This window comes from Oryzophilus luti (assembly GCF_059726245.1).
Map to the genome: position 1 here is coordinate 921,744 of NZ_AP040874.1, position 24,050 is coordinate 945,793.

A 24,050-nucleotide genomic window follows, 5' to 3' on the forward strand; every position below is an offset into this window, starting at 1 on the left:
TTGAAAACTCGATGGCAAAGAAAAACGGCAGCGCCATGCGACGCTGCCGTTGCTGTTTCCAGTTGAGTTTAGAAGTGGTACGAGATGCCCATGCCAACCTGGTGGCGAGCCTTGAGGTCCGGCAGAAACGGGGAGACATTGCCGGCAGCCTGCACCACGCCGAGATCGACCTGCAGCGGGGTGTTCTTCAGGTTCGGGACCACACGGACAAAGTAGCTCAGCGAGGTCGGAATGTTGACGCCTTCGCCAATGTACTCGAGGTACTTGGGCTGCTGAACCGCTTCCGAACCGAAGATCAGAGTCGACTTCTTGGGTCCCTTCACCACGAAGGCGGCGGCGCCGAACAGGCGACCCTGCCAACGGTTTTCACCATTCTTGCTGCCAGCCGCGCCGGCAATGCCGAGGATGGAGGCGTTGGTGATCTTTTCGCCGAAGCTCAGAACGATCGGCAGGCCCTTGATCTGCGTGATGGTCTTGGTGCCCACAACGTAGAAGTCCGCATTCTTGGTGCGTGCGTCACCGATGATGCCCGGTTCAGCAACCAAGGTCGAGTGGACGAGATTATAGGCTCCGCGGCCGTCATCAAAGCGGCCGGTTGCGCCCACGGCGATAGCCGGAATCCACTTGGTCTTGCCGGCGTTCTCCGGAACCACGGTGAACTTGCCGTGGAAGGTGGTGTAGCCGCCTGCGAAGAGGACGGAATACGCATTGTCGCTCGTCGAGCTGAGCGACTGGGTCAGGCCGATTTCAAAACGCTTGCCAACGCCCTCGGTAACCGAGAACTGGTAGAAGTTGCCGAGCACCGAACCACCGTTCAGGTAGTGGAAGGCGACTTCAGGCTTGCCGAGCTTGCCTGCCGGAGCGCTCGCCGTGTAGGCGAAGGGGGTCAGCAGGGCGCCGGTCTGTCCATCCCAGTTCAAGCCCTGAGCGGACGCAAACGTGGCCAGAAGGGCCACCGCCGCCAGGGTCAGCACAAAACGCGAAATCAGTTTCATTGTTTTACTTTCTCCTTAGCGCAATCGAACAACAAAAATTGCAATCACCTTGAACTTGCGGTACCGCCACGCTTGCGTCCCGGGCAGAGAACCCCGGTCACCGCGCGTACAGTTCGCAGTCCTGCCTTCGAGGTCGTCAGAAATCCTCGAAACCGTAGTGTTCAATGATGTTCTTTGTGAAAGCAGGAGAAAGGCAGACGAGTGAGGCCTTCAGACGCACCATCCCCTTTGTCCTTGCCCACGGATTGAATTCTAAGAAAGGGATTAAAAATTATGATGTGATATAGATCACCGCGAGATGGGTAATGGTGCCGGGAAAGTAACGGGTTATCGCGCCGGATATGCGGCACAGGGCCTGAAATCGCACCTGCCAAGCGCACCGGGGAATATCCACAGGTTATCTTGCGGGCTGAGTGCAGTGCGGACGAATTCACTCGGAATCTGGAGCGTCTCACTCGGAATCGCCGCAACCTGCGTCGTGCTCCGCGGCCGCTTCCGCAAATTACAATAGACGCGGACTTCCGATGCCCTCCCGCAACGCGCACGAACCCGAAACGCATGATCCACTCGCGCGGTTTCATCCCGCCGTGCGCGAGTGGTTCACCAGCGTTTTTGCCGCGCCCACGCGTCCGCAGCAGTTGGGTTGGCCGGCCATCTCCTCTGGGGGCAACAGCCTGATTCTGGCTCCCACGGGCACTGGCAAGACTCTGACGGCGTTTCTCTGGTGCATTGACCGTCTCATGTTCCGGCCGGTACCGCCGGAAGCGGAGCGCTGCCGCGTTGTCTACATTTCACCCATCAAGGCGCTCACTGTGGATGTGGAGCGCAACCTGAACGCGCCGCTCGTGGGCATTGCGCGCATCAGCGAGCAGATGGGCATTGATCATCACGTTCCGACCGTTGCGCTGCGCACTGGCGACACGCCCTCGCGCGAGCGCGCCCGCTTCCGCCGCCATCCGTCGGACATCCTGATCACCACGCCGGAATCGCTCTACCTGATGCTGACCTCCAACGTGCGCGAGGCGTTGCGCCACGTCGAGACCGTCATCGTCGATGAGATCCACGCGATGGTGCCGGGCAAGCGCGGTTCGCACCTAGCGCTTACGCTCGAGCGGCTGGAGCACCTTTGCGGGCACCCGTTGCAGCGCATCGGCCTCTCGGCCACGCAGCGCCCGCTGGATGAGGTGGCGCGCTTCCTCGGAGGCGCGGCGCAGCCTGCCGAGGGCCACGCGGAGGCCGCCGAAGAAGATGCGGCACACGAGTTCGAGAGCGGCGCGCGCGGGCCGGTCTATCGCCCGGTCACCGTTGTTGACGCCTCCGAGAAGAAGACGCTGGAGCTGCGCGTGGAAGTGCCCGTGGAGGACATGGCGCGGCTCGATCAGATTGACCCGCTGCCCAGCGGCCCGGCCTCAGCGCCGCCCGCGCGTCCGTCCATCTGGAGCGCGATTCACCCGCAACTGCTCGAATTGGTGCGGTCGCATCGTTCCACGCTCATCTTCGTCAACAGCCGCAGGCTGGCCGAGCGCATCTCCGGCGCGCTGAATGAACTCGCGGGCGAGGTGCTGGTGCGCGCGCACCACGGCAGCCTGGCCATGCCGCAGCGGCGTGAAATTGAAGATCGCCTGAAGATGGGAACCCTGCGCGGTCTGGTTGCCACCTCGTCACTGGAGCTTGGCATCGACATGGGCGCCATTGACCTGGTGGTGCAGGTGGAGTCGCCGCCCTCCGTGGCCAGCGGCATGCAGCGTGTGGGCCGCGCCGGTCACAGCGTCGGCGCCGTCAGCACCGCCACCGTGTTTCCCAAGTTTCGCGCCGACCTGCTGGCCTGCGCCGCCATCACGCGCGCCATGTATGACGGCAAGGTGGAGAGCGTTCACTACCCGCGCAATCCGCTCGACGTGCTGGCGCAGCAGATTGTCGCCATGGTCTCGCTTGAGCCGTGGAAGGTGGAGGAGCTGTTTGCCGTGGTGCGCCACGCCGCGCCGTTCGCCGCGCTCTCCCGCGAGCTGTTTGAGGGCGTGCTCGACATGCTTGCCGGTCGCTACCCGTCGGATGAATTTGCGGAGTTGCGTCCACGCCTCACCTGGGACCGCGTGAATGCCATGTTGCTGCCGCGCGAGGGCGCCCGCAGCATTGCCATCATCAACGGCGGCACCATTCCCGACCGCGGGCTTTATGGCGTGTTTCTCGCCGGAGCCGCTCGCGGTGGCGCGCGGGTTGGCGAACTCGACGAAGAGATGGTCTTCGAGAGCCGCACCGGCGACACCATCGTGCTCGGCGCCAGCACGTGGCGGATTGAAGAGATTACGCATGACCGCGTGGTGGTTTCACCCGCGCCCGGCGAGCCGGGCAAGATGCCTTTCTGGCATGGAGACGATCCGGGGCGTCCGGCGGAGTTTGGCGAAAAGATTGGCCAGCTCGCGCGCGAACTCGTCCGCATGCCGCGCCCCGTGGCCTACACCAAACTGGTGGAGGAGCACAGCCTGGATGGCAATGCGGCAGAGAACCTGCTGCGCTTCCTGGAGGACCAGGCTCTGGCCACCGGCCGCGTGCCGAGCGACGAAGACATTGTTGTAGAGCGCTGCCGCGACGAGCTTGGCGACTGGCGCATCTGCGTGCTCACGCCTTTCGGTGCGCGCGTCCACACTCCGTGGTGCATGGCCGTGGCGGCCCAGTTGCAGCATGAGCGCGGCCTGCAGCCGGAGACCATGTGGACCGACGACGGCTTTGTGCTGCGCCTGCCGGACAGCGATGAGACGCTCGACACGGATTTGCTGTTCCCGCGTGCGAGCGAAGTGCGCGAGCTGCTGCTGCGGCAGTTGCCCACGACGGCTGTGTTTGCCGCGCGCTTCCGCGAGTCGGCGGCGCGCGCATTGCTGCTGCCGCGCAAGCGGCCCAATGGGCGCACGCCGCTGTGGCAGCAGCGTAAACGCTCGGCGGATCTGCTGAATGTTGCCGCGCGCTATCCGTCGTTTCCAATTCTGCTGGAGTCTTACCGCGAATGCCTGCGGGATGTCTTCGACCTGCAGGCGCTTGGCGACGTGCTGACAAAGATTCAGAAGGGCGCCATCCGCGTGACGAGCGTGGAGTCGCAGACGCCTTCGCCGTTCGCCTCGTCGCTGCTCTTTGGTTACGTCGCCAACTACATCTACGACGGCGATGCGCCGCTGGCGGAACGCCGCGCGCAGGCCCTGGCCATTGACCAGTCGAAGCTCGAGGAACTACTCGGCGACAACGATCTGCGCGAGTTGCTCGATGCCGCTGCCATCGACGAGGTGGAGACGCAGTTGCAGTCGCTCGCCGAGGGCTATCGCGCCCGTCACATGGATGGCGTGCATGATCTCCTGCTGCGTCTGGGAGACCTGAGCGAGGCGGAGCTCGCTGCGCGTTGTGAGAGCGCGGAGGTTGCGTGCTCGGTGGAAAAGCTTGTACAGGCGCGTCGCGTGGTGCGTGTACGGATCGGGGCGGAACAACGCTTCATCGCCGTGGAGGACGCGGCGCGTTACCGCGATGCGCTCGGTGTGCCGTTGCCGCCGGGGCTGGCGGAAGCCTACTTGGTACGCGCAGCAGAGCCGCTGCTCTCGCTGTTGCGTCGCTTTGCGCGCACGCATGGGCCATTCAACACGCGGCAGGCGGCAGCGCGCTTCAGCGTGGCAGAGGCACAGGCCGAGCTTGTGCTGCGTACGCTGCATGGAGAAGGACGTCTGCTGGAGGGCGAGTTCCGGCCGGGTGGCGCGGGGCGCGAGTGGTGTGAGCCGGAGGTGCTGCGCTCGATCCGCCGAAAGACGCTGGCAAAGCTGCGCCGCGAGATCGAACCGGTGGAGGAGCGCACGTTTGCGCGGCTGGTAACGCGCTGGCAGGGCATCACCGCGCCACGCCGTGGCATGGAGGCATTGCTCGACGCGATTGAACAGCTACAGGGCGCGGCACTGCCTGCCTCGGAGCTTGAGCGCGAAATTCTTCCGGCACGCGTGCAGGGGTACAAGCCAGGAGACCTCGACGTGTTGATGTCTGCGGGCGAGGTAGCCTGGGTTGGGGTGGAGCGGCTGGGCGAACACGATGGCCGCGTTGCGTTGTACCTGACGGGGGCGTTGCCTTCGTTGCTGCCTCCGGCACAGCCGGAGCCGCAGTTGAGCGAGCGCGCGCAACAGGTGCGCGAGCTGCTTGCCGCGCGCGGCGCACTGTTTTTCCCTGAGCTGCAATCGCTCGCTGGCGGCTTCCCGGGAGATACGCTGGAAGCGCTGTGGGAGCTGGTGTGGGCGGGCATGGCGACCAATGACAGTCTGCAGCCGCTGCGCGGGCTGCTGCGTCCGGAGAAGGACCGGCGGGCCCGTGCGCATCGCGACGATCCCCGCCCAGGCTCTCCCGAATTTCTGCGGCGCTTCCGCTCGCGTAGTACCGGCACGGTGGCCGCGCAGGGGCGCTGGTCGCTTATGGCGCAGCGCGTGGGCTCGGTGGATGCGGTGCAACATGCTGCGGAATTGGGAAACGGTGCTGGGCACCTGCCAGCCGCAGGCGCGGAGATGGGTAACGCGCTTTCCGCGCTTGCAGCTGTGGGCGCAAGGGCGGCAGAGTGGTCGGCAGCCGTGGCGCAGCAGTTGTTGGCAAGGTATGGAATTGTGATGCGCGAGACGGCGGTGAGCGAGGGCATTCCGGGCGGGTACAGTTCGATCTATCCCGCGTTGAGAACGATGGAGGACAGCGGCTGGGTGCGACGCGGAATGTTTGTCGCCGGGCTGGGTGCAGCGCAGTTCGCCACCCCGGCAGCGGTGGATATGCTGCGGTCACTGCGCGCGGAGCCGGACACACCCGAGGCCATTTATCTAGCCGCCGACGATCCCGCAAACCCCTATGGCGCACTGCTGCCGTGGCCACGGCCGGAAGAGGAGACGTCGCACGGCATGGCGCGTGCCGCCGGAGCCAGCGTGATCATGGTCAATGGTGCGCTCGCGGCATTCCTGCGCCGGCGCAACACCTCCATTCGTGTCTTCCTGCCCGAAGACGAGCCGGAGCGCACGCGTTATGCGGAGGCGCTGGCTCGAAAGCTCGCCGATGTGGCGATTGCCCATCAGACCTTGCGAACGGGGCTGATGATCGAGCAGATCAACGATGCGCCTGCGCGCGAGCACTTCCTTGCGGAGTTCCTCGTGCGCTGCGGTTTTGTTGCCACCGCGTTGGGCTTCCAGATGAGGAGAATTTCGCACAACGCAGCGCAATCGCTCGAGCCGGAAGATGACGCCGAGGACCTTGACTGATGCCGGAGGGCGATACCATCTTCCGCACGGCGCGCACTCTTCAGCGTGCGCTTGCGAATCAGGTGGTGACCGGTTTTGAGACCATGTTGCCCAAGTTGGCGCGCGTGGATGAAGACGCGCCGCTGTGTGGCCGGACAATCACGGAGGTTTCCGCGCGCGGCAAGTGGGTGGTCATGGAATTCAGCGGCGACCTGATTCTGCTGACCCACATGCTGATGAGCGGCAGCTGGCACATCTACCGTCCGGGCGAGCGCTGGCGGTTGGCTCACTCCTCCATGCGCATCGTCATCTCCACGGAGACCATCGTTGCCGTCTGCTTCAGCGTGCAGGTGGCGGAGTTCCACACCGCTCGCACACTGGAGCGCCGGCGGGGCCTTTCGCAACTTGGGCCGGACCTGCTGACGCCAGAATTCGACGCCACGCAGGCGTTGCGCAATCTGCGTGGGCATTCGGAGCTGGAAGTTGGAGATGCGCTGCTGCGGCAATCGCTGATGGCGGGCGTCGGCAACGTCTTCAAGTCGGAAGTGTGCTTCGGCACGCGCATCAATCCGTTCCGCACGGTGGACAGCCTCAGCATCGAAGAGTTGCGCGCGTTGGTGGAAACATCACGGCAGTATCTCGGCGCGAACGTTGTCAGTGAAGGCCAGGATCACATCATCACCTACAACGGCTATCGCCGCACCACCGGTCGCGGCAATCCGTCGGAGAGCCTGTGGGTCTACGGACGCGCAGGCGAGCCGTGCCGCGTGTGCGGCACTCTGATTCAAGTTCGGAAGCAAAAGCCCGATGCGCGTGTAACCTTCTGGTGTCCAGTGTGCCAGCCAATGAGGTAGTCCCGCCGAAAAAGCGCCGGGCCTTGCGACCCGGCAAGCGCTGCAAAGAGAAGACGAGTTAAACCACAGGCTGCGCGAGGCCGTTGACTGTCCGTGGCGCCGCTGCGCCTGTGATTCCGAGTTGAGACCGGTAGGTCTCATAGACCGAGTCGAAGACGGAGTCCCAAGATGCGCGCAAGGCTGCCTCACGCGCGGCCATCGACATGCGGCGGCGCAGGTTCGCATCACGCGCAAGCTCAATGAGTCGCGTGGAGAATTGTTCGGCATCCGTGGCGATGAACCCTGTATGCCCATCTTTAACAATGAATTTTGGCCCGCCTGCATCGGTAACGACGGCGGGCACGCCGCAGGCAAGCGCTTCCAGAACGACGTTGCCGAAGGTGTCCGTGCGGGAGGGGAAGGCGAAGATGTCGAAGTCTGCGTACTGGTGCGCGAGCTCCGCGCCACGATGCACACCGGCCATCACCGCATTGGGCACGTTGGCGGCAAGCCACTGCTGCTCGCTGCCCTGACCGACAAAGACGAAGCGGAAGTTCGCGATGCCCGCTGCTTCCAGCGCACTCCCGAACCGCGCAAAGTCGCGCACGCTCTTTTCCGTGGTCAGCCGTCCAACATAGCCGATGACGACCTCTCCATCCTCGTTGCGATCGCGGAAGCTCGGCGCAAATGCTTCGGTATCCACTCCGCGCGACATGAGAAAGCACGGCTTGCCGGTTGCCGCACTTAACTGGTCCATCAGCTCCTGATTGGGTGCAAAGAGCACGCGGGCAATCTTGTAATAGCGGGCAGTGAGCGCGAAGCTCGCCTCCTGCACGGTGCCGGAGACCACCTCGTTGCCGCCGCTGAGCATCGCCATGCGTCGCGCGGCGTATTCGTGAATGTTCGTGTGCCAACTGGCGGCGACCGGGATGCCCAGTTCATGCGCCGCCGTCATTCCGGCGATGCCGACATCGCTCGGCCCCGTTACGTGCACCACGTCGGGCGCGAACGCACTCAGTGCGTCGAGAATTGCGCCGTAGTGACGCAGGAATGCCAGATCGAAGCGGAGGTCCTTGTCGAGTCCGAAGGAGAGCCGTCCGCGCCGGAATTCGCAGCGGGTCACGCTGCCATCTTCGACGCGGCGTGTTTGTTCGCCTCCACAGATCAGCAGCATGGGCAACTCGTGCGAGCGGGCATAGCCCTCAAAGCGGCGCACCGTGTTGGCCACGCCGTTGACCTCATGGTAGGAGTCGGGAAACAGCGCCACGCGAATGCCGTTAGTCATAAGCCGCCTCCGTGTGGTTGCTCAGCCGGAGCGTCAACTGCTTGCGTCCGGCCTGTGCCAGGTAGCGGAGGGCGGGTCCGTGTTCCAGCAGGGAAGCGGTGGCGAACAGATGCTGAAGAAACCGGGGCGGCGCGGACCACAACGCCGAGAGCGGACGGATCTCGCCGTTGGTATCAGGATGAAAAACGCGGTCGTCCCAGTTCTGCGCGCCCGGAGGCATGTCGGGGTTGTGGCGAATCACATCCAGAAACGTCTGAAAGCAGCGCGCGGCAAACGGGTCTGCATACTGCGGCATGAACAGAATGTGACTTACGCGCCGTACGCGTATTTCCTGCGCGAATTCCGCGAAGCTGGTCGTGTTGGTCAGGTTCAGGTTTGCATTTGGTTCGCAGCCGTGCCGGTCGCCGCCACTGATAAGAATCTGGTTCCAGTGCCCGGCCAGTTCTGCCACCTGCTGGTTCTCGCGCCAGGTGCGCAGCCCATTCAGCTCGAAGGCATGAATGCACTGGGAGTGGCTCGCGAGAAAGTCCTTCAGCAAATAGTGAAAGCGCTCATCCGGCAGGCCGTAGAGGTTCCACATCGGATGATTGAGGATGACGAGCACGTCGTCGAGAGCGTGAAGGTCGCAGAGGATGGCCCGCAGCCGCGCCGGATCGGGCTGCGCAGTGTAGGCCGCCAGCCGGTTCATCCAAAGTTCAGCGTGCGCGGCGGGAAGGTTGTGCACGCCCAGATGAAATGCTCCTTCTGCATAGGGCAGCGTCCACTCCACGGAGATGGGCGTGTCGCGGTGTTGTTCCACCACTCGGAGCAGCTTGGGAGCAGCAATGCTGTCGTGGTCGCTGAGGGAGACAATCGCGCGCAGGCCAAGTTTGTTCTCAATTTGTCCGGCTTCAAGACGATGCGCAAGCAGCGCATTCAGCGGCGGTGTCCAGTACCCACGAGCAAGGTCCATTTTGATCGTGGAGCACCGGCCGGCACGTGCCTGCTGCGCATTCAGAATCCATCGCAGCGGCGCACATTTGCGAGCCAGCACCCATAAGAACTGAAGGGATTCACGCGACTGGTTGGTGTGGCTGTGCAGAGAAATCGCGGTGTGGTAACGGCGGCAGACGCCCGCCTCGCTCCAGTAGTAAGAGACGTTGCTCCGCAATCGAACCTCCTTGGATACTTACAGCTCCGCCTTCGGCCTTGGCACTACGGCTGCCGTTGGACCCCATGAATGTGCCGTTTGATGGAGATAGTCTGCGTTCCAAAGGTAAACAGCGTGTGAGTGCTGAAAGAGAGTTCGATGAAAATGTCTTCACCAGCTTTTTACATCGCGTTGCAGCGCCGGTTCCTATACTGGCTGGAGATGGCTGAAGTTCTGGACAATCCACACTCTCACAGCATCACCGTCGCCGCGGCACTGGCAGACCTGGCGCGTCATCCAGCACGCACGCTCGTCGTGCAGTGGAATTGGAAGTCCGCCCTGTTGAGCGCCATCATTCGCGGCTTCATCTTCCTGCTGGCGACCATCAAGCGCGGCTGGTGGGACATTTCCATTGCGGTCGCGGTGGAGGCCGTGTTCAGTGCGCTGGTCTCCGGCGTTTACGGCTCCTTCACGCAGGCGCTACGCTTCTCCAAGCCGGAGTGGCTCTCCCGGGTCATCTTCGCCGGGGTGCTTCCAGCGGGACTGCTGACGCTCGATTGCGCCGTGCACTACTACACTGGCATGCGGAGGCTTACCATCAGCCTCATCATGTCGGGTGTCTTCTCCACGCTTTCCTCGCTGTTCAATCTCTACATCATGCGGCGTGGCGCGCTCCTTACGGGTGGCGAAGGCGACACGCTGGGGCGCGACATGGCGCGCATGCCGCGACTGGTCGCTGGCTTTCTCAGTGCAGCTCCCATGTGGCTCTGGGTACGAATGTCAGCGGTGCTGCGCCGTACGGCGGAAACAGAAGCCTGATCATCTGGATGTCTTCTCCGCGGCACAACACTGCCAGTGCCATCGCCTAGAATGGTGCCGGAGCACACTCATGACCCATGCAATCGACGAATCGCCTCTGGTGCTGGCTTGGCGGCGGCACAATGAGATCAACCTCTACCTGCTGGAGAAGATTCCGGACGCCGGTCTGGAGGCGCTGCCTCTGCTGAAGAACGGCCAGCCCTCGCGCGGGCGCACCGTCCGCCGCAACTTTGCCCACCTGCACAATGCGCGCTTTGAGCACATGACCGGCCCGCTGCGGCGGTATCAGGAAGGGATGGTTCTGTTCGCGAAGGACGCCGAGCCAAGCCGCAGGGAACTGGCACAGGCGCTTCGAGCCTCCTCGCGGGCGGTGGAGAAGATGATTGCGGAGGCGGAGCAGGCAGGCACTCTGCTGCGCAAGCAGCCGCCGGCTGTCTACGCCGCCATGCTGATCGCGCACGAGTCCCATCATCGGGGCCAGATGATGCTGGCACTGAAGCAGAGCGGCATCGCGCTCGATGACGTGGTGAAGTTCGAGATCTGGACGCGCTGGCTCAAGTAGGCAAGCTCCACTTAGCGCGAGCCTCATTTTCATACGCAGATAGATGACTCCATGCACAGAAGGACGGTCGCGGGCATGACCTTCCGGTGCACAGGCAGGTTCTTCCCGATTGAGGCTGCGCGGCGCAAGCGGCAGAATGGAAGCGTGGCACGCAGCAGCGGGCATGGCAGGAAGGGTGGAGAATGCTGCTCCCAATCGGGCATGAAAATATGGAGGCGCGGCGGTGGCCTGTGGTCACCATCGGCCTCATCGTCGCAAACGTTCTGATCTTTGTTTTGTCTTACGGAAGCCTGCAGCAGAAGGACTCGCCGGATGTTCGCGAGCTGCGCGGGCACATCGTCATGCTTGCGGCCGGGCATCCGGAGCTGACGATTCCTCCCAACGTCCAGCCGATGCTGGATGACGTGAAGCGGCATAAGCCTGAGGTGTGGAAGCAGGCGTCGAACCCGAACCGCGAGGTTGAGGATGCGTGGGACGCCAAGATCCGCCTGATGGAAGATACCGGCCAGTTGCAGGCGGAGATGGACTTTCTGGCCAGCCAATTCAAAGAGGCCGCCGACAGCTCGCCGCTTGAGAAATACGCCTACGTTCCGGCGCATCCAACGTGGTATTCGCTCATCACCGCCAGCTTCCTCCACGGAGGCATTCTGCATCTGCTCGGGAACATGTGGTTCCTGTGGCTGGCCGGAATCGTGATGGAAGAGGCGTGGGGGCGCTGGCTCTATGCCGCCATGTATGTGGTCGGCGGTGCCGCCGGGTTCCTCGTCCACGGCATGTTCAACGCGGGCAGCATCACGCCCACCCTCGGCGCCAGTGCCTCCATTGCCGCGCTGATGGGCGCCTTCCTCATCCGTTTCCCGAAGGTCAAGATCCGGATGATGTGGATGTTCGGCATCACCCGGATGATCCTCTACCGCAGCGTGGGCCGCACCTTCTCGCTGGAAGCCTTCTGGCTGCTGCCGCTCTGGGTGCTGCTGGAGGTGTTCTACGGCCTTCTGGGCGGAAGCTCCAGCGGCACGGCCCACTGGGCGCACGTTGGCGGCTTTGCCTTCGGTATGGCGGCGGCTTACGCCATCTACAAGTCCGGTCTGGAGCACCGGATCAACGACGAGATCGAGACGCAGCTCAACCCGGACCGCAATCCGGCGCTGGAGCAGGCGCAGGAACTGATGGCGCAGAGCAAGCCGGAGGAGGCCCTGGCCGCGATTGATCAGTATGCCGCCGAGCATCCCGGCTCGGAGCAGGCGCTGGTGGCCCGCCGCGACGTGCTCTGGATGCAGAGCAAGATTCCGGATTACCTGGCAGCTACGGTTGCCCTGTGCGACTTCCACGGCGCAAACCGCGACTTTGCCGCCGTCCTCAAGGATTACGACGACTACCTCAACGCCGGTGGCGAGCGCCTGCCGCTCTCCACCTGGCTCTACGTCTGCCGCGGTCTGGAGGAGCGGGGAGACTTTGAGCCGGCGCTCAGCGAGTATCAGCAGGCGGCGGAGAACTGGCCGGAGGAGCGCGAGTCGCTCACGGCGCTGATGTCGGCCGCACGGCTGGCGTTGCGCAAGGTTCACCGCCCGCAGCAGGCTCTGGCGCTCTACCGCGCGGTGGAACGGTCTCCATTGCCGCATCTTGATCTGGAGGACGCGGTCGCGATTGGCATGAAAGAGGCCAGCGCCGCGCTGACGTCGCCTCCCGGAGGGGCTGCCATCGTTCCTGCCGGTTGACGCCAGACCGGGTCACGCCATAAGCTGTCTTCTTCTTTCTTTTGAAATTACCTCATACGAACAGAAGGCACTAATATGTCTACGACTCCGTGCACCACCAATCGTGTACTCAATAAGGAACTGCAGGGCCGCATCATGAGCGCCAAGGAGGCTGCCGCGCTGATCAAGCACGGCGACCAGATTGGCATGAGCGGCTTCACCGGCTCCGGTTATCCCAAGGAAATTCCTCTCAACCTGGCGGCGCGCATTGCAGAGATGCAGGTGCGCGGCGAGAAATTCCAGGTCAGCGTCTTCACCGGCGCCTCCACCGGCCCTGAGCTGGATGGCGCACTGGCGCGCTCCGGCGGCGTGCAGCTTCGGCTGCCCTATCAGTCCGACCCGGAGACCCGCAAGCGCATCAACGCCGGTGAAATGGACTACATGGACGTCCACCTGAGCCATGTGGCGCAGATGGTCGAGTATGGCTTCCTTGGCAAGCTCGATTTTGCGGTTCTGGAAGTTACCGCCATTCTTGAAGACGGACGCCTGGTGCCGTCGACTTCGCTTGGCAACAACAAGGCGTGGCTCGACTGTGCCGAGAAGGTCATCCTTGAGGTCAACTCGTGGCAGGGAATGGATATCGAAGGCATGCACGATATCTATTACGGGCTGGATGCGCCGCCGCATCGCAAGCCGGTACCGCTGGTCTCCGCCGGGCAGCGCATTGGCGAGCCTTACCTGCGTGTGCCGCTCGACAAAGTGGTGGCCGTGGTGCCCACCAACTCGCCCGACCGCAGCTCGGCCTTCAAGGAAGCCGACGAAGGCTCGGCGCAGATCGCCGGGCACATCCTCGAGTTCCTTGACTGGGAAGTGAAGAAGGGCCGCCTGCCGGAGAATCTGCTGCCGTTGCAGTCGGGCGTCGGCAACATTGCCAACGCCGTGCTCTACGGCCTGCAGGTCGGCAAGTTTGAGAACCTAACCGCCTACACCGAGGTGATTCAGGACGGCATGGTCGGGCTGCTCGACAGCGGCAAGATGGTGTCGGCTTCCGCCACGGCCTTCTCGCTCGGGCCGGAGATGCTCGACAAGGTCCGCAAGAACATGTCGGAATACCGCAAGAAGATTGTGCTCCGCACGCAGGACATCTCGAACAACCCGGGCATCATCCGCCGCCTCGGCGTTATCTGCATGAACGGCATGATCGAGGCCGATATTTACGGCAACGTGAACTCAACGCACATCATGGGTTCACGCATCATGAACGGCATTGGCGGCTCGGGCGACTTCGCCCGCAACGGCTACATCTCCATCTTCATGGCTCCATCGCTGGCGCAGAAGGGCAATATCTCGACCATCGTGCCCATGGTTTCGCACGTGGACCACACCGAGCATGACGTTCAGGTGCTGGTCAGCGAGCAGGGCTTGGCCGACTTGCGTGGTCTTTCGCCGAAGGAGCGTGCCAAGCTGGTGATTGAGAAATGCGCGCACCCGGACTACCGTCCGCTGCTGAAGGATTACCTGAAGCGCGCGACCGACCTGGCTTACGGCAAGCACACGCCGCATCTGCTGGGCGAGGCCTTGAGCTGGCATGAGCGCTACCTGCGTACCGGCCGTATGATGCCGCAGCGCGATTAGGCGAATCTGCAATACGAGAAAGCCCCGGATACGTCCGGGGCTTTTGTTTTGCAGTCACAGGAAGGCACCGCCCGCAGCCCATAGAGCCAGTGGCGGTGCCTCCAGTTGCGCGCTCAGGAAGCGCTAACCTTGAAAATGCAGGCCGGGGGAGCCGCTGCGCCAGGTTCTGCAGCAGCGGCAATGCCGGCCTGACCGTTTACTGAACGGTAGAAGGATCGGTGGCCGAGACCACTTCCGAGTCGGTCATCAGGCGGTCAAGGTCAAGCAGCAGCAGCAGGCGCGAATCCAGCTTGCCCACGCCCGCAATGTAGTCGCGTTCCACTTTGCCGAGGCGCGGCGTTGGCTCCACCGTGTCCTGGTGGATGCGTAACACCTCGCTGACCGAATCGACCACGAAGCCGAGCACCTGTCCGTGTACGTCCACCACCACGATGCGCGTCTTCTTGTCGGCGTTGACCGGGTTAAGGCCAAGCCGTTTGCGCAGGCCTATGACGGGGATGACTTTGCCGCGCAGGTTGATGACGCCGTCAATGAATTCCGGGAGATTGGGCACGCGCGTCAGTTGCTGGGTACGGATGATTTCCTGCACGCGCAGTATGTCGAGGCCGAACTCCTCTTCGCCCACGTGAAAGCTCACGAGCTGAAGCAGCTCCGCCGGGTTGTTTGTGGTCACAGAGGTCTGTGCCATCGTCTCCCTCCATCAGTCGAACTTGGATTTCTTCTTCCCGCATCGCGCTCGGGGCGCACTGCGGGCGGCCGGTTCTCCGGGGACGTGCCACACGGCAACCGCTTCCACTTATCTCTTCGGCAGATTGGCGCGCGGGGTGAATCGTGACGCTGCGAATGGCGCTGGCTGGTTCCTGAATGGGCATGGGCGTGCGTGTGTTCGATTGCGGGAAGTGCCTCGAAACGACATCATCACCGTGCGGTTCATCGCGCCTCACCCTGCCCTGTGACTCCACTCACCGACACGGTGGTCACGAAAGTACGATGCTCATAATGGCCTAGGAGGCGTGCCCTCTCGGATTGTCTGTGCCATTGTCCGCTGCCCGCCTGCTCCCCGCCGTTGGAGACGCAAGACCATGAGACGCGTACTGATTCTCGGTGCTGCCGGTCGCGACTTCCACAATTTCAACGTGCTGTTCCGCCATAATCCCAATGAGCAGGTGGTGGCGTTTACCGCCACCCAGGTGCCTAATATCGCCGGGCGTATCTACCCCTACAAGCTGGCCGGCTGCATGTACCCGTCGGGCATTCCCATCCTCGACGAGAAGAACCTCGAAGGTATCATCCACGACCTCAAAGTGGATGAGGCGGTGTTCTCCTACAGCGACGTTTCGTACGACGAGTTGATGCATCTGGCTTCGCGCGTACTGTGCACCGGGGCGGACTTCCGGCTGGTTGCTCCGCAACGCACGCAGTTGATCTCGCGCGTTCCCGTCATTTCGGTTTGCGCAGTCCGTACCGGCTGCGGCAAAAGCCCGGTTTCGCGCCGCGTTGTACGCGGCTTGCGGCGGTTGGGGCTGCATCCGGTGGTGGTGCGCCATCCCATGCCTTATGGAGACCTTGTCGCGCAGCAATGCCAGCGCTTCAGCACCCTGGAGGATCTGGACCGCAAGCAATGCACGCTAGAGGAGCGCGAAGAGAACGAGCAGCACATCGTCGACGGCACCGTGGTTTATGCCGGTGTTGACTACCAAGCGATCCTCTCGCACGCCGAGCAGGAGGCCGACATCATCGTCTGGGATGGCGGCAACAACGATACCTGCTTCTTTGCGCCCGATCTTCAAATCGTTGTAGTTGATCCGCTCCGTGCGGGACACGAGGTGGCCTACTATCCGGGCGAGATCAATCTACGCAGCGCCGACGTGCTCATCGTCAACCGGGTGGACAGCGCCAGCCCGGAGCAGCTTGCGCGCGTTCATGAGAACATCCGTCGCTACGCGCCCAACGCGCGGCTCATTGAAACCGTCAGCCGCCTCAGCGTGCGTATGCCGTCGGACATTGCTGGGAAGCGTGTGCTGGTGGTGGAAGACGGAGCGACGCTCACGCACGGTGGCATGCCCGAAGGGGCCGGTGCTGCGGCCGCGCGCATGCATGGGGCCGCCGAACTGATTGATCCCCGGTCGTATGCGGTCGGCAGCATCGCCGACCTCTATCAGCAGTATCCGCATCTGGGGCCGGTGCTGCCCGCGATGGGCTACGGCACTCAGCAGACGCAGGAGATGGAAGAGACGATCGCGCGTATCCCCTGCGACCTTGTGCTGGTGGCCACGCCGGTCGAGTTGCAGAAGGTGATTCGCATCGCGCAGCCGAGCATGCGTGTGTTCTACGACGTGGAAGAAGTCTCGCCGTTCAATCTGACCCAGGTGATCGAGGAGTTCAGCCACCGTTGCGAGCTGAACAGTGAGATGTCCTCGATGACTACCGAGGCACCCTAAGGACCCAGCCATGACCAGTGCGAAGCAGATGACCAGTGCGTTGCTTTGCAAGCCAACCTACTTTGATGTTCTGGAAGTAAAGAACCCATTCATGCGCGGCCTGCAGAAAGTGGACCGCGCGCGTGCCGAATCGCAATGGCAGGCCCTGCGCCTGGCCTTCGAGCAGGCAGGCGTGAAAGTTCATGTGCTCGACCCGGTGCCGGGGCTGGAGGATATGTGTTTTGCCGCCAACCAGAGTTTTGTGGGCGTGGACCGCGACGATCGCACGTTCATGGTTCCCAGCGCCATGCTGCATGAGTCGCGCCGCCCCGAGGTGCAGTATTACGCACAATGGTTCGAGCGCAACGGCTACCGCATTCTCGACCTTGGGCTGGATGAATGCGACTTTCTGGAAGGCGGCGGAGACCTGCTCTGGAACCTCGATTACGAGCGAATCTGGGCCGGTTATGGGCATCGCTCCACGTTGGGTGGGGTGGAGACCTTCGCCAGCATGATGCGCGAGCTGGAAATCAACGTGACCATGCTCGAGTTGATCAATCCCACCTTCTTCCACCTGGATACCTGCCTGTGCCCGCTGGCTCCGGACTGTGTGCTGCTCTATCCGGGGGCCATCGCCACGGAATCTCTGCGCGAGTTGCGCAGCCGCGTGCGCACCCATGAGGTAACGAGGGAAGAAGCGCTGCGTTTTGTCTGCAACGGTGTGGCCATCAACGGACGCTACCTGACGCCTGCGCTCACCCCAAGCCTTGAACGCGCGCTCGCTGCCGAGCATCTGGAACCTGTGCTGGTGGAGACTTCGGAGTTTGAAAAATCAGGCGGCTCAATCTCGTGCCTGAAGACGATGCTGCCCTGAGCTTGCTAAACCTTTACCACGGCCTGCGCCTTGGCCGCGCACGCCGGGCAGAAAGTGTACTCCTTGATGTCGATCCATTCCACCGAGTGCGAACTGGCCATGACGCAGCTGTAGTCGGAGCAATGCGTCAGCTCAAAGGTGTGCCCCAGTTCGTGCACGGACTCCACCAGCAACCTGCGCGAGAGCAGGTTCATGTCCGCCGGAAGGCCGTAAAACTCCTGCATTAGCCTGTGGTAGCTCACCAGCGCGCACTTGCCGCCCATCTGCGCTTCACCAAACACAAACGTCAGCACCGGCACGTAAAGGTCTACCTGCGTGACGCCGAGGATGCGCCAGGTGTTCCAGTTCACATAGCCCTGCATGCGCTGCAGCAGCTCGCTGGAGTGGTACTGGCCGCGCTCGGGATGGAAGCTAAGATTCGGCTGGAGCGCCGGCCCTACGATTTCACAAGGCACGCGGAAGGCCGTTCCCAGCTCGGCGGCAAGCCATTCGAGCAGGGGACGATGCGGAGCGCCAATCGGCAGTAGTTGAATGCCCTTCATCCGGCCCGGGACCTTCCTTCACACTAGGCCAGTGTGCCCGATTTCGTCCAGCCGTACTTTTTCAGCTTGTGGTGGAGCGTGACGCGGTCAATGTCGAGCACTTCGGCGGCGCGCGTCTGGTTGCCTCCGCATTCTTCCAGCACGCGGATGATGTGCGCCTTCTCAATGTCGTCCAGCGTCTTGCCGTCCACCGCGGCCGGCCCCAGCACCTGGGCGCTGGCACGAAGGCTGAAGTCCTGCTCGCGGATCTCCGGTTCCTGCGCCACAACCATGGCGCGCTCCACGGCGTTTTCCAACTCGCGCACGTTCCCCGGCCAGTCGTACTGCTGCAGAATGTCCATGGCGTGCACGTTCACGCGAGTAATGCGCTTGCTCATCTCGCGGCTGAACTTGCGCACAAAGGCGTTGACCAGCAGCGGAATGTCCTCGCGGCGGTCGCGTAACGGCGGCAGCTCGATGCGGAAGACATTGAGGCGGTAGAACAGGTCGGGCCGGAACTTGCCTTCGTCGATCATCTGCTCCAGCGGGCGGTTGGTGGCGGCCACGCAGCGGAAGTCGACTTTGATGGTCTGGTTGCCGCCCACGCGCGTGATCTCGCGTTCCTGCAGCACGCGCAGCATGTCGGTCTGCGTCTTCAGGCTGATGTCGCCAATTTCATCCAGGAAGATGGTGCCGCCTTCGGCGATCTCGAACTTGCCCTTCTTGCGGTACTGCGCCCCGGTGAATGCGCCCTTCTCGTGGCCGAACAGTTCGCTCTCCAGCAGTGTCTCCGTGAGCGCACCGCAGTGCACGGCCACCAGCGGGTGGAAGCGGCGCGGGCTGGCGTAATGTATGGCGCGCGCCACAAGTTCCTTGCCGGTACCGCTCTCGCCGGTAATGAGCACGGTTGCATCCGTGGGGCCGACGGTCTCGATCGCATCAAACACCTTCTTCATTGCCGTGCTCTGGCCAATCATCTCGTTCGGCCGAGTGGCTTCTTCAAGGTGCTCTTTCAGGCGCACGTTCTCTTCCTTCGTGTGCCGGTGAGACATGGCGTTGGCCACCAGGTGCGAAATCTCGTCCGGGTCGAGCGGCTTCGTCACGTAGTCATACGCGCCGTTCTTCAGCGCCGCCACCGCAGTCTCCACCGAGGCGTAGCCGGTCATCATGATGCAGATCATCTCCGCGTCAAGTTCGTGCATGCGCTTCTGCAACTCAATGCCGTCGGTGCCGCGCATTTTGATGTCGAGCAGCGCGCAGTCCCAACGGCGCTCGGCCATGCGCAGCAGCGCTTCGCTGGCGCTGTCAGCGGTGCAGACGTCGTAGCCTTCCTCGCGGAACCATTTGCCCAGCGAGTCGCGTACACTCAGCTCATCATCCACAATCAGCAATGAACCTTTGGATTCGCTCATAGCTCGCCCCTTGTTCTCATTGACCCGCCGGCGGCTCCTCCTGGAGCCTTGCTTCCAGCGGGAGATAGATGCGGAACGTGGTGCCCACTCCCAGTTCGGAGTCGACCTCAATGCGTCCGCCGTGGCGCTCCACCACGCCCTTGGCGATGGCCAGTCCAAGCCCAACGCCTTTGCCCACTTCCTTTGTGGTGGTGAACGGCTCGAAGATCTTGTTCATCAGCTCGGGCGGAATGCCCGTGCCGTCGTCGCGCACCTGCAGCTCGACCTCGCCGCCGAGCAGCCGCGTGCTTACCCACAGGTTGCCGCCTCGCGGCATGGCGTCGAGGGCGTTCATGATCAGTGCCAGCAGCACCTGTTCCACCTGCGCGGCGTCGCACAGAATGGCCGGAAGGTTGCTGCCATAGTCGGCAACCATCACCACCGACTGCGTCTCCGCCTTGTGCTGTACCAGCTTGGTGCAGCGCACCACAATCAGGTTGATGTCCGTCCTCTCCAGGTTGATGGGAGAGGTCCGCGAAAAGGTCAACAGGTTCTTCACCAGGTCGCCACAGCGGCGGCTCTCGCTGGCAATCAGGTCAAGGCAGTCGACGGCTTCCTTCTTTTTTTCGTCGGTCTTGATGCCTTGCTCAATCCATTTCTTCAGCAGCTTGGCATAGGTCAAAATACCGGCCAGCGGGTTGTTGATCTCATGCGCGACCACGGCTGCCAGCTTGCCGATGGAGACCATGCGCTCCACTTTCAGCATCTGGTCGTGAGCGCGGCGCAGCTCGCCGGTCTTCTGCTCCACGCGCTGCTCCAGCGTGTGCGTCCAGCTGGTAATCTCGCGTCTCGCATCGAGCAGCTGGCTGCTCATGCTGTTGAAGCTTGCCGCAAGTTGGCCAACCTCGTCGTTCTCCGAGCCGACTTCGATCTGGTAACCGAGCTCTCCCATTGCCAGCCGCTCCGTGCCCGCTCGCAGGATGGAGAGCGGCTTGTGCAGCACCTTGCGAACCGCGTACCAGATGAGAATGGTGATGAACAGAATTCCGCAGACCGTATAGATGGCGAAGGTGCGGTTGGTCTCGGCCAGGCTGGCATCGGCATATTGCAGAGACATCTCCGTATCGAGGATGCCGAGTATCCGCTGATTTGCCGGATGTGCGTGGCAGGCCGCGTTGCTGCAGGAAGGCTCGTTTTCAATCGGCGAAATAGTGCCGATGACCCGCACGCCGTCGTCGTTGAAGATGCGGAAACGCTCGTCGCCGCCAATCGAGGCCTTCTGCACGCCATCACGGTGGCAGGCAATGCAAGCCGGGTCCTGCTTGCTGATGACGGCATCGATTTCTTTCGGCTCCGTCGAGTAACTGATGCGGCCGTCGGGAGCCATGATGCGGATGCGCACCACGCCGGGTTGATCGGCAATGGTGTTCATCATCTCGTAAAGGCCCTCGCGGTCATTGCGCATCATGTAATACGACGTGCTGCGCTTGATGACGTCGGCGATGTTGGCCGCCGCGCGCAGGGTGCTCTGCTGCAGATGGCGTCCATGCACGCGCACGTTCAGATAGCCGATCGCCACCAGCGTCACCGAGAGCAGCACCACCAGCAGCACAATCAGCTTGGTGGCAACGTGCCGGATCGGCGGACGCAACCGGTAGCGGTGCTGGCGCTTGCCGGCGTCGACAATCGGCTTGAAGGTCGATTGATGCGCCACCGGCAGCACCGCCGGATGCGAGGGTGCACCGGGGCGGAAGTCGGCGCTGGCGTGGGTATGCGCCGCGCTCTCTTCCGCTCCAGAACTGCCGGGGCGCTCCCGCGGTTCGTCGCCGCGGGAGTCCGGGTTGTTGTTGCTAATTGACATGGCTCAGCACAGGTTCTTCATGCTTCGGCAACGGTACGTGCTTTGGCACAGGCGGCGCCTGGTGGTGTCCATCCTCGAAGATCGGCAGGAATTTCACCGCCATCGAGAACAGGAAAAAGCCCATGGCGCAGATCATCAGCGTGATGCTGAACTCCGTCCACTTGGGGAAGAAGTGCTGTCCCGCCCAGGTCTCCAGGCCGGTCACGCTGACGTTCAGGCGGTTGGTCACAAACCCCAACAGCGAGCTGAGTGCCACGTAGTACAGCAGATCCGGGTTCAGACGGACCTTCTTAAAGCTGAGCATCGTGATCGGGATGATGAAGGCCAGCAGCAACTCCGCCCACAGGAAGTAGGCCTCGTAGCTCGGCTTGAAGATCATGCCGAAGACGCCGCGGTGGAAGTAGTCCTGCATGCGCAGCAGGAAGTTGACCCACAGCGCGACGAGCAGTGCGCCGCCCAGTTCCACCACCACCGGAGTCTCCAGAGAGCGGCCAAAGGCGCGCGCGCTCACCGTGGACTCGAAGATCGTCATGGCAATGCCCACGCAGATAGCCGAGCCGAAGAAGAAGAACGGCAGTGCCGGCGAATACCAGAAGGGATGCAGCTTCTCGGGTAGGATCAGATACAGTGAGCCGAGCGAGCTCTGGTGCAACGTGGAGAGCAGGATGCCCGCCACCACCAGCACCGGGTAAATGAACTTCACCAGCTTCATTCCGAGCTTCCAGTTGAACCGCTCAAACACGTTGGGCAGGAACTCGAAGAACAGAACGGTGGTGTAGGTCATCACGCACATGCCCACTTCAAACATCGGCGAGTGCAGGTTCTGGTACAGGAAGAAGTGCCAGATGAACCACGGACGTCCGAGGTCGAACAGCAGGCCGACGATGAACAGGCAGTAGCCGAGGAACGCGGTCAGGATGGTGGGCCGCACGATCGAGTGCAGCCGCTCCACGCCGAACAGGTACACGGCGCCCGTTACGCAGAAGCCGCCGGCGGCCAGCATGATGCCGCACAGGCAGTCGAAGCCAATCCACAGGCCCCACGGGAACGCGTCGCTCATGTTGGAGACCGCGCCCAGTCCCCGGAAGTAGCGGACGTAGGTCGAGTAGATCCCCAGCATCATGATGACGACGAAGATGGCACGCCAGACGGTCAGTTTGGGCATCTCGAACTTCATCGCGCACCTCCGTTCATCTTTTCCTCCGCCTCGGCAACGGCCACTTCCTGGCGGCGGTTGCAGACCCAGTAGATGCCGCCCAGAATCAACGCCCAGAGCGGAATGAAGTCGGGCATCAGATTCATGACACGGCCGGTGTAGAAGGGAAGCGGCGTTTCGCCGAGCTTCTCCGGCTTGGGATAGCCGTACTCAACGGGCGACTGCGCGGAGAGGATGAACACCGAGCCTCCGCCCAGTTCCTTCTCGCCGTAAACGGTGGGCTGGTATTGCGTCGGGTTCTTCTGGATGCGTTCCTTGGCTTCGGCCAGCAGCGCAGCGCGCTCACCAAACTTGGTGGCGCCCGTCGGGCAGGCTTCCGCGCAGGCCGTGGGCTTACCGGCGGCCACGCGGTCCGGGCACATGATGCACTTGCGGACCCGCGGATTCAGCGAACCCCATTCGTACTTTGGCTGCGAATAGGCGCAGGCCAGCATGCAGTAGCGGCAGCCAATGCATTTCCAGAGGTCATAAACTACCGGGCCTTCCTTGGTCTTGTGGAAGGCGCCGACGGGGCAGACCGAGGCGCAGGCCGGTTCTTCGCAATGCATGCAGAGCCGGCGCATGAACTTGTCTTCTTTTTGCAGCACAACGGTGAATTTGTGATCGGACTGCACCGGTTCGGCTGCGACCTTGTCGTTATAAGGCAGCTTGTTCTGCTGCGCGCAGGCGTCCTCGCACTGTTTGCAACCGATGCAGAGTGTGGCGTCATACAGAATCGCCTTGCTCATACGCTCTCCTGACCCGTGGAGCCCTTTTCGCCAAGCACGCTGGAATCCACGGTACGGCCGGAGTTGTTCCGGCCAAGAATTTTTCAAATTCCCGGAAGAATGAGGTCGCAGTTCCTTACCACTGGCCGGGCGGCTGAGCCCTTCGCTCACTCGCCCTGGGTGTGCTGTCGCGTTTCCCCTGCCTGGCGGCTTGGGGTGCAGGCGGCGCGCCGTGAAATCCCGGCCACGAAACTTGGCCGCAACTTCCACAACTTGCCCTCGCGGAACCTCCGCGATTGCTTGCACATCCGGCTCCGCTGCGTGCGCGGAACCGCCGGAGATCCTTCGGGTGCTTTTCAGAAGTCCCGCCGGACGCCGTCGCGCCTCGGCTTGCACCCTGCTCCGGGCTAGCTTCGGCCCAACTGCTTTACATAAACGGCAAGCCGGACGGCATCCTCTGGGGTGACGCCCTTTCTGGCGAACCGGTGGGAAGAGAGCTTTTCCGGCCCCCCACTCACAATCCAGTCCGCAATTGCTTGCTCGTTGCTGTTTTGAAACTCCGGTGAGGCGAATGACCGCAGGTTGTACTTCCTTGCAAAGGGAGTATCCGCCCGGCCCGTGGGGCCGTGGCATCCCGCGCAGTGTTCGGCATAAACACCGGAGACTGGTGGCGCCGCCTGTAAAAAGGATGGCAAATTACAAACAAAGAGAAAGAGCGCAGACCATAAGAAGAACCGGAAAGTGCGTCCGGTCTGGCTGGCTCGGACTAAAAGTGCATTGCGCACAGTAGCACCAGCGTCAGGCCTTCCGTGCAGGCCCGCACGCGTTTCAGGTCACTACCGATGGAGTCTTCGAACACTCCATCTGCGCG

Annotated in this window: 18 protein-coding genes; 8 read left to right on the forward strand and 10 right to left on the reverse strand. The window is 62.6% G+C overall.

Annotation, left to right across the window (positions count from 1 at the left end):
• Positions 1 to 68: 68 nt before the first annotated feature.
• On the reverse strand, positions 69 to 995 hold the full coding sequence (locus AC6IZO_RS03990; protein WP_497808248.1) for a hypothetical protein: 927 nt from the start codon (positions 993 to 995) through the stop codon (positions 69 to 71).
• A 524-nt stretch (positions 996 to 1,519) separates the two neighbouring features.
• Here AC6IZO_RS03990 and AC6IZO_RS03995 point away from each other — a divergent pair.
• Complete coding sequence (locus AC6IZO_RS03995; protein WP_497808250.1) at positions 1,520 to 6,250, forward strand: Lhr family helicase; 4,731 nt, start codon at positions 1,520 to 1,522, stop codon at positions 6,248 to 6,250.
• On the forward strand, positions 6,250 to 7,083 hold the full coding sequence (locus tag AC6IZO_RS04000) for an Fpg/Nei family DNA glycosylase (protein WP_497808252.1): 834 nt from the start codon (positions 6,250 to 6,252) through the stop codon (positions 7,081 to 7,083). The genes AC6IZO_RS03995 and AC6IZO_RS04000 overlap by 1 nt, the downstream gene beginning before the upstream one ends.
• A gap of 58 nt (positions 7,084 to 7,141) precedes the next feature.
• Here AC6IZO_RS04000 and AC6IZO_RS04005 read toward each other — a convergent pair whose 3' ends face one another.
• Together AC6IZO_RS04005 and AC6IZO_RS04010 are read right to left on the reverse strand one after the other, a co-directional pair.
• Positions 7,142 to 8,347, reverse strand: coding sequence for a glycosyltransferase (locus tag AC6IZO_RS04005; RefSeq protein WP_497808254.1), 1,206 nt, complete (start codon positions 8,345 to 8,347; stop codon positions 7,142 to 7,144).
• Positions 8,340 to 9,497 (reverse strand): hypothetical protein, encoded by a 1,158-nt coding sequence (locus AC6IZO_RS04010; RefSeq protein ID WP_497808256.1) that lies wholly within the window; start codon positions 9,495 to 9,497, stop codon positions 8,340 to 8,342. Before AC6IZO_RS04010 ends, AC6IZO_RS04005 begins: the two co-directional genes overlap by 8 nt.
• A 138-nt stretch (positions 9,498 to 9,635) precedes the next feature.
• Between AC6IZO_RS04010 and AC6IZO_RS04015 the strand changes: the two genes are divergently transcribed.
• From AC6IZO_RS04015 to scpC, 4 genes are all read left to right on the forward strand, one after another.
• Positions 9,636 to 10,295 (forward strand): hypothetical protein, encoded by a 660-nt coding sequence (locus AC6IZO_RS04015; protein WP_497808258.1) that lies wholly within the window; start codon positions 9,636 to 9,638, stop codon positions 10,293 to 10,295.
• A 70-nt stretch (positions 10,296 to 10,365) separates the two neighbouring features.
• The gene (locus AC6IZO_RS04020) at positions 10,366 to 10,857 is read left to right on the forward strand and encodes a DinB family protein (RefSeq protein ID WP_497808261.1); all 492 of its coding nucleotides are present in this window, start codon (positions 10,366 to 10,368) and stop codon (positions 10,855 to 10,857) included.
• 182 nt (positions 10,858 to 11,039) lie between these two features.
• A complete protein-coding gene (locus AC6IZO_RS04025) occupies positions 11,040 to 12,575 on the forward strand; it encodes a rhomboid family intramembrane serine protease (protein WP_497808263.1) in 1,536 nt (511 codons plus the stop codon).
• Positions 12,576 to 12,650: 75 nt separating this feature from the next.
• A complete protein-coding gene (gene scpC, locus AC6IZO_RS04030) occupies positions 12,651 to 14,189 on the forward strand; it encodes a succinyl-CoA:acetate CoA-transferase ScpC (RefSeq protein WP_497808265.1) in 1,539 nt (512 codons plus the stop codon).
• Between the two features lie 196 nt (positions 14,190 to 14,385).
• Here scpC and AC6IZO_RS04035 read toward each other — a convergent pair whose 3' ends face one another.
• Positions 14,386 to 14,877, reverse strand: coding sequence for a chemotaxis protein CheW (locus AC6IZO_RS04035; protein WP_497808267.1), 492 nt, complete (start codon positions 14,875 to 14,877; stop codon positions 14,386 to 14,388).
• A 394-nt stretch (positions 14,878 to 15,271) separates the two neighbouring features.
• Here AC6IZO_RS04035 and AC6IZO_RS04040 point away from each other — a divergent pair, with 394 nt between their 5' ends.
• Both AC6IZO_RS04040 and AC6IZO_RS04045 read left to right on the forward strand, forming a co-directional pair.
• Positions 15,272 to 16,630, forward strand: coding sequence for a GTPase (locus tag AC6IZO_RS04040; protein ID WP_497808268.1), 1,359 nt, complete (start codon positions 15,272 to 15,274; stop codon positions 16,628 to 16,630).
• A gap of 10 nt (positions 16,631 to 16,640) precedes the next feature.
• A complete protein-coding gene (locus AC6IZO_RS04045; protein ID WP_497808269.1) occupies positions 16,641 to 17,483 on the forward strand; it encodes a dimethylarginine dimethylaminohydrolase family protein in 843 nt (280 codons plus the stop codon).
• Positions 17,484 to 17,488: 5 nt separating this feature from the next.
• Here AC6IZO_RS04045 and AC6IZO_RS04050 read toward each other — a convergent pair whose 3' ends face one another.
• From AC6IZO_RS04050 to AC6IZO_RS04075, 6 genes are all read right to left on the reverse strand, one after another.
• A complete protein-coding gene (locus AC6IZO_RS04050) occupies positions 17,489 to 18,025 on the reverse strand; it encodes an archaemetzincin family Zn-dependent metalloprotease (RefSeq protein WP_497808270.1) in 537 nt (178 codons plus the stop codon).
• Between the two features lie 23 nt (positions 18,026 to 18,048).
• A complete protein-coding gene (locus AC6IZO_RS04055) occupies positions 18,049 to 19,416 on the reverse strand; it encodes a sigma-54-dependent transcriptional regulator (RefSeq protein WP_497808271.1) in 1,368 nt (455 codons plus the stop codon).
• Between the two features lie 16 nt (positions 19,417 to 19,432).
• Positions 19,433 to 21,256, reverse strand: coding sequence for a sensor histidine kinase (locus AC6IZO_RS04060; RefSeq protein ID WP_497808272.1), 1,824 nt, complete (start codon positions 21,254 to 21,256; stop codon positions 19,433 to 19,435).
• Entirely contained in the window at positions 21,246 to 22,433 is a 1,188-nt protein-coding gene (gene nrfD, locus AC6IZO_RS04065; RefSeq protein ID WP_497808273.1) for an NrfD/PsrC family molybdoenzyme membrane anchor subunit, read from the reverse strand. The genes AC6IZO_RS04060 and nrfD overlap by 11 nt, the downstream gene beginning before the upstream one ends.
• Positions 22,430 to 23,200 carry a 4Fe-4S dicluster domain-containing protein gene (locus AC6IZO_RS04070; protein ID WP_497808274.1) on the reverse strand — a complete coding sequence of 257 codons (771 nt, stop codon included), beginning with the start codon at positions 23,198 to 23,200 and terminating at the stop codon, positions 22,430 to 22,432. Before AC6IZO_RS04070 ends, nrfD begins: the two co-directional genes overlap by 4 nt.
• A 386-nt stretch (positions 23,201 to 23,586) precedes the next feature.
• Positions 23,587 to 23,964: a c-type cytochrome gene (locus AC6IZO_RS04075; protein WP_497808275.1), complete on the reverse strand. Its 378-nt coding sequence runs from the start codon at positions 23,962 to 23,964 to the stop codon at positions 23,587 to 23,589.
• Positions 23,965 to 24,050: the final 86 nt, after the last annotated feature.

Coding starts and splice junctions, on each gene's coding strand:
- AC6IZO_RS04025 (WP_497808263.1), top strand. CDS start 11,040: ATGCTGCTCCCAATCGGGCATGAAAATATGGAGGCGCGGCGGTGGCCT.
- AC6IZO_RS04035 (WP_497808267.1), bottom strand. CDS start 14,877: ATGGCACAGACCTCTGTGACCACAAACAACCCGGCGGAGCTGCTTCAG.
- AC6IZO_RS04045 (WP_497808269.1), top strand. CDS start 16,641: ATGACCAGTGCGAAGCAGATGACCAGTGCGTTGCTTTGCAAGCCAACC.
- AC6IZO_RS04020 (WP_497808261.1), top strand. CDS start 10,366: ATGACCCATGCAATCGACGAATCGCCTCTGGTGCTGGCTTGGCGGCGG.
- AC6IZO_RS04050 (WP_497808270.1), bottom strand. CDS start 18,025: ATGAAGGGCATTCAACTACTGCCGATTGGCGCTCCGCATCGTCCCCTG.
- AC6IZO_RS04070 (WP_497808274.1), bottom strand. CDS start 23,200: ATGAGCAAGGCGATTCTGTATGACGCCACACTCTGCATCGGTTGCAAA.
- scpC (WP_497808265.1), top strand. CDS start 12,651: ATGTCTACGACTCCGTGCACCACCAATCGTGTACTCAATAAGGAACTG.
- AC6IZO_RS04055 (WP_497808271.1), bottom strand. CDS start 19,416: ATGAGCGAATCCAAAGGTTCATTGCTGATTGTGGATGATGAGCTGAGT.
- AC6IZO_RS03995 (WP_497808250.1), top strand. CDS start 1,520: ATGCCCTCCCGCAACGCGCACGAACCCGAAACGCATGATCCACTCGCG.
- AC6IZO_RS04000 (WP_497808252.1), top strand. CDS start 6,250: ATGCCGGAGGGCGATACCATCTTCCGCACGGCGCGCACTCTTCAGCGT.
- AC6IZO_RS04005 (WP_497808254.1), bottom strand. CDS start 8,347: ATGACTAACGGCATTCGCGTGGCGCTGTTTCCCGACTCCTACCATGAG.
- nrfD (WP_497808273.1), bottom strand. CDS start 22,433: ATGAAGTTCGAGATGCCCAAACTGACCGTCTGGCGTGCCATCTTCGTC.
- AC6IZO_RS03990 (WP_497808248.1), bottom strand. CDS start 995: ATGAAACTGATTTCGCGTTTTGTGCTGACCCTGGCGGCGGTGGCCCTT.
- AC6IZO_RS04015 (WP_497808258.1), top strand. CDS start 9,636: ATGAAAATGTCTTCACCAGCTTTTTACATCGCGTTGCAGCGCCGGTTC.
- AC6IZO_RS04040 (WP_497808268.1), top strand. CDS start 15,272: ATGAGACGCGTACTGATTCTCGGTGCTGCCGGTCGCGACTTCCACAAT.
- AC6IZO_RS04060 (WP_497808272.1), bottom strand. CDS start 21,256: ATGTCAATTAGCAACAACAACCCGGACTCCCGCGGCGACGAACCGCGG.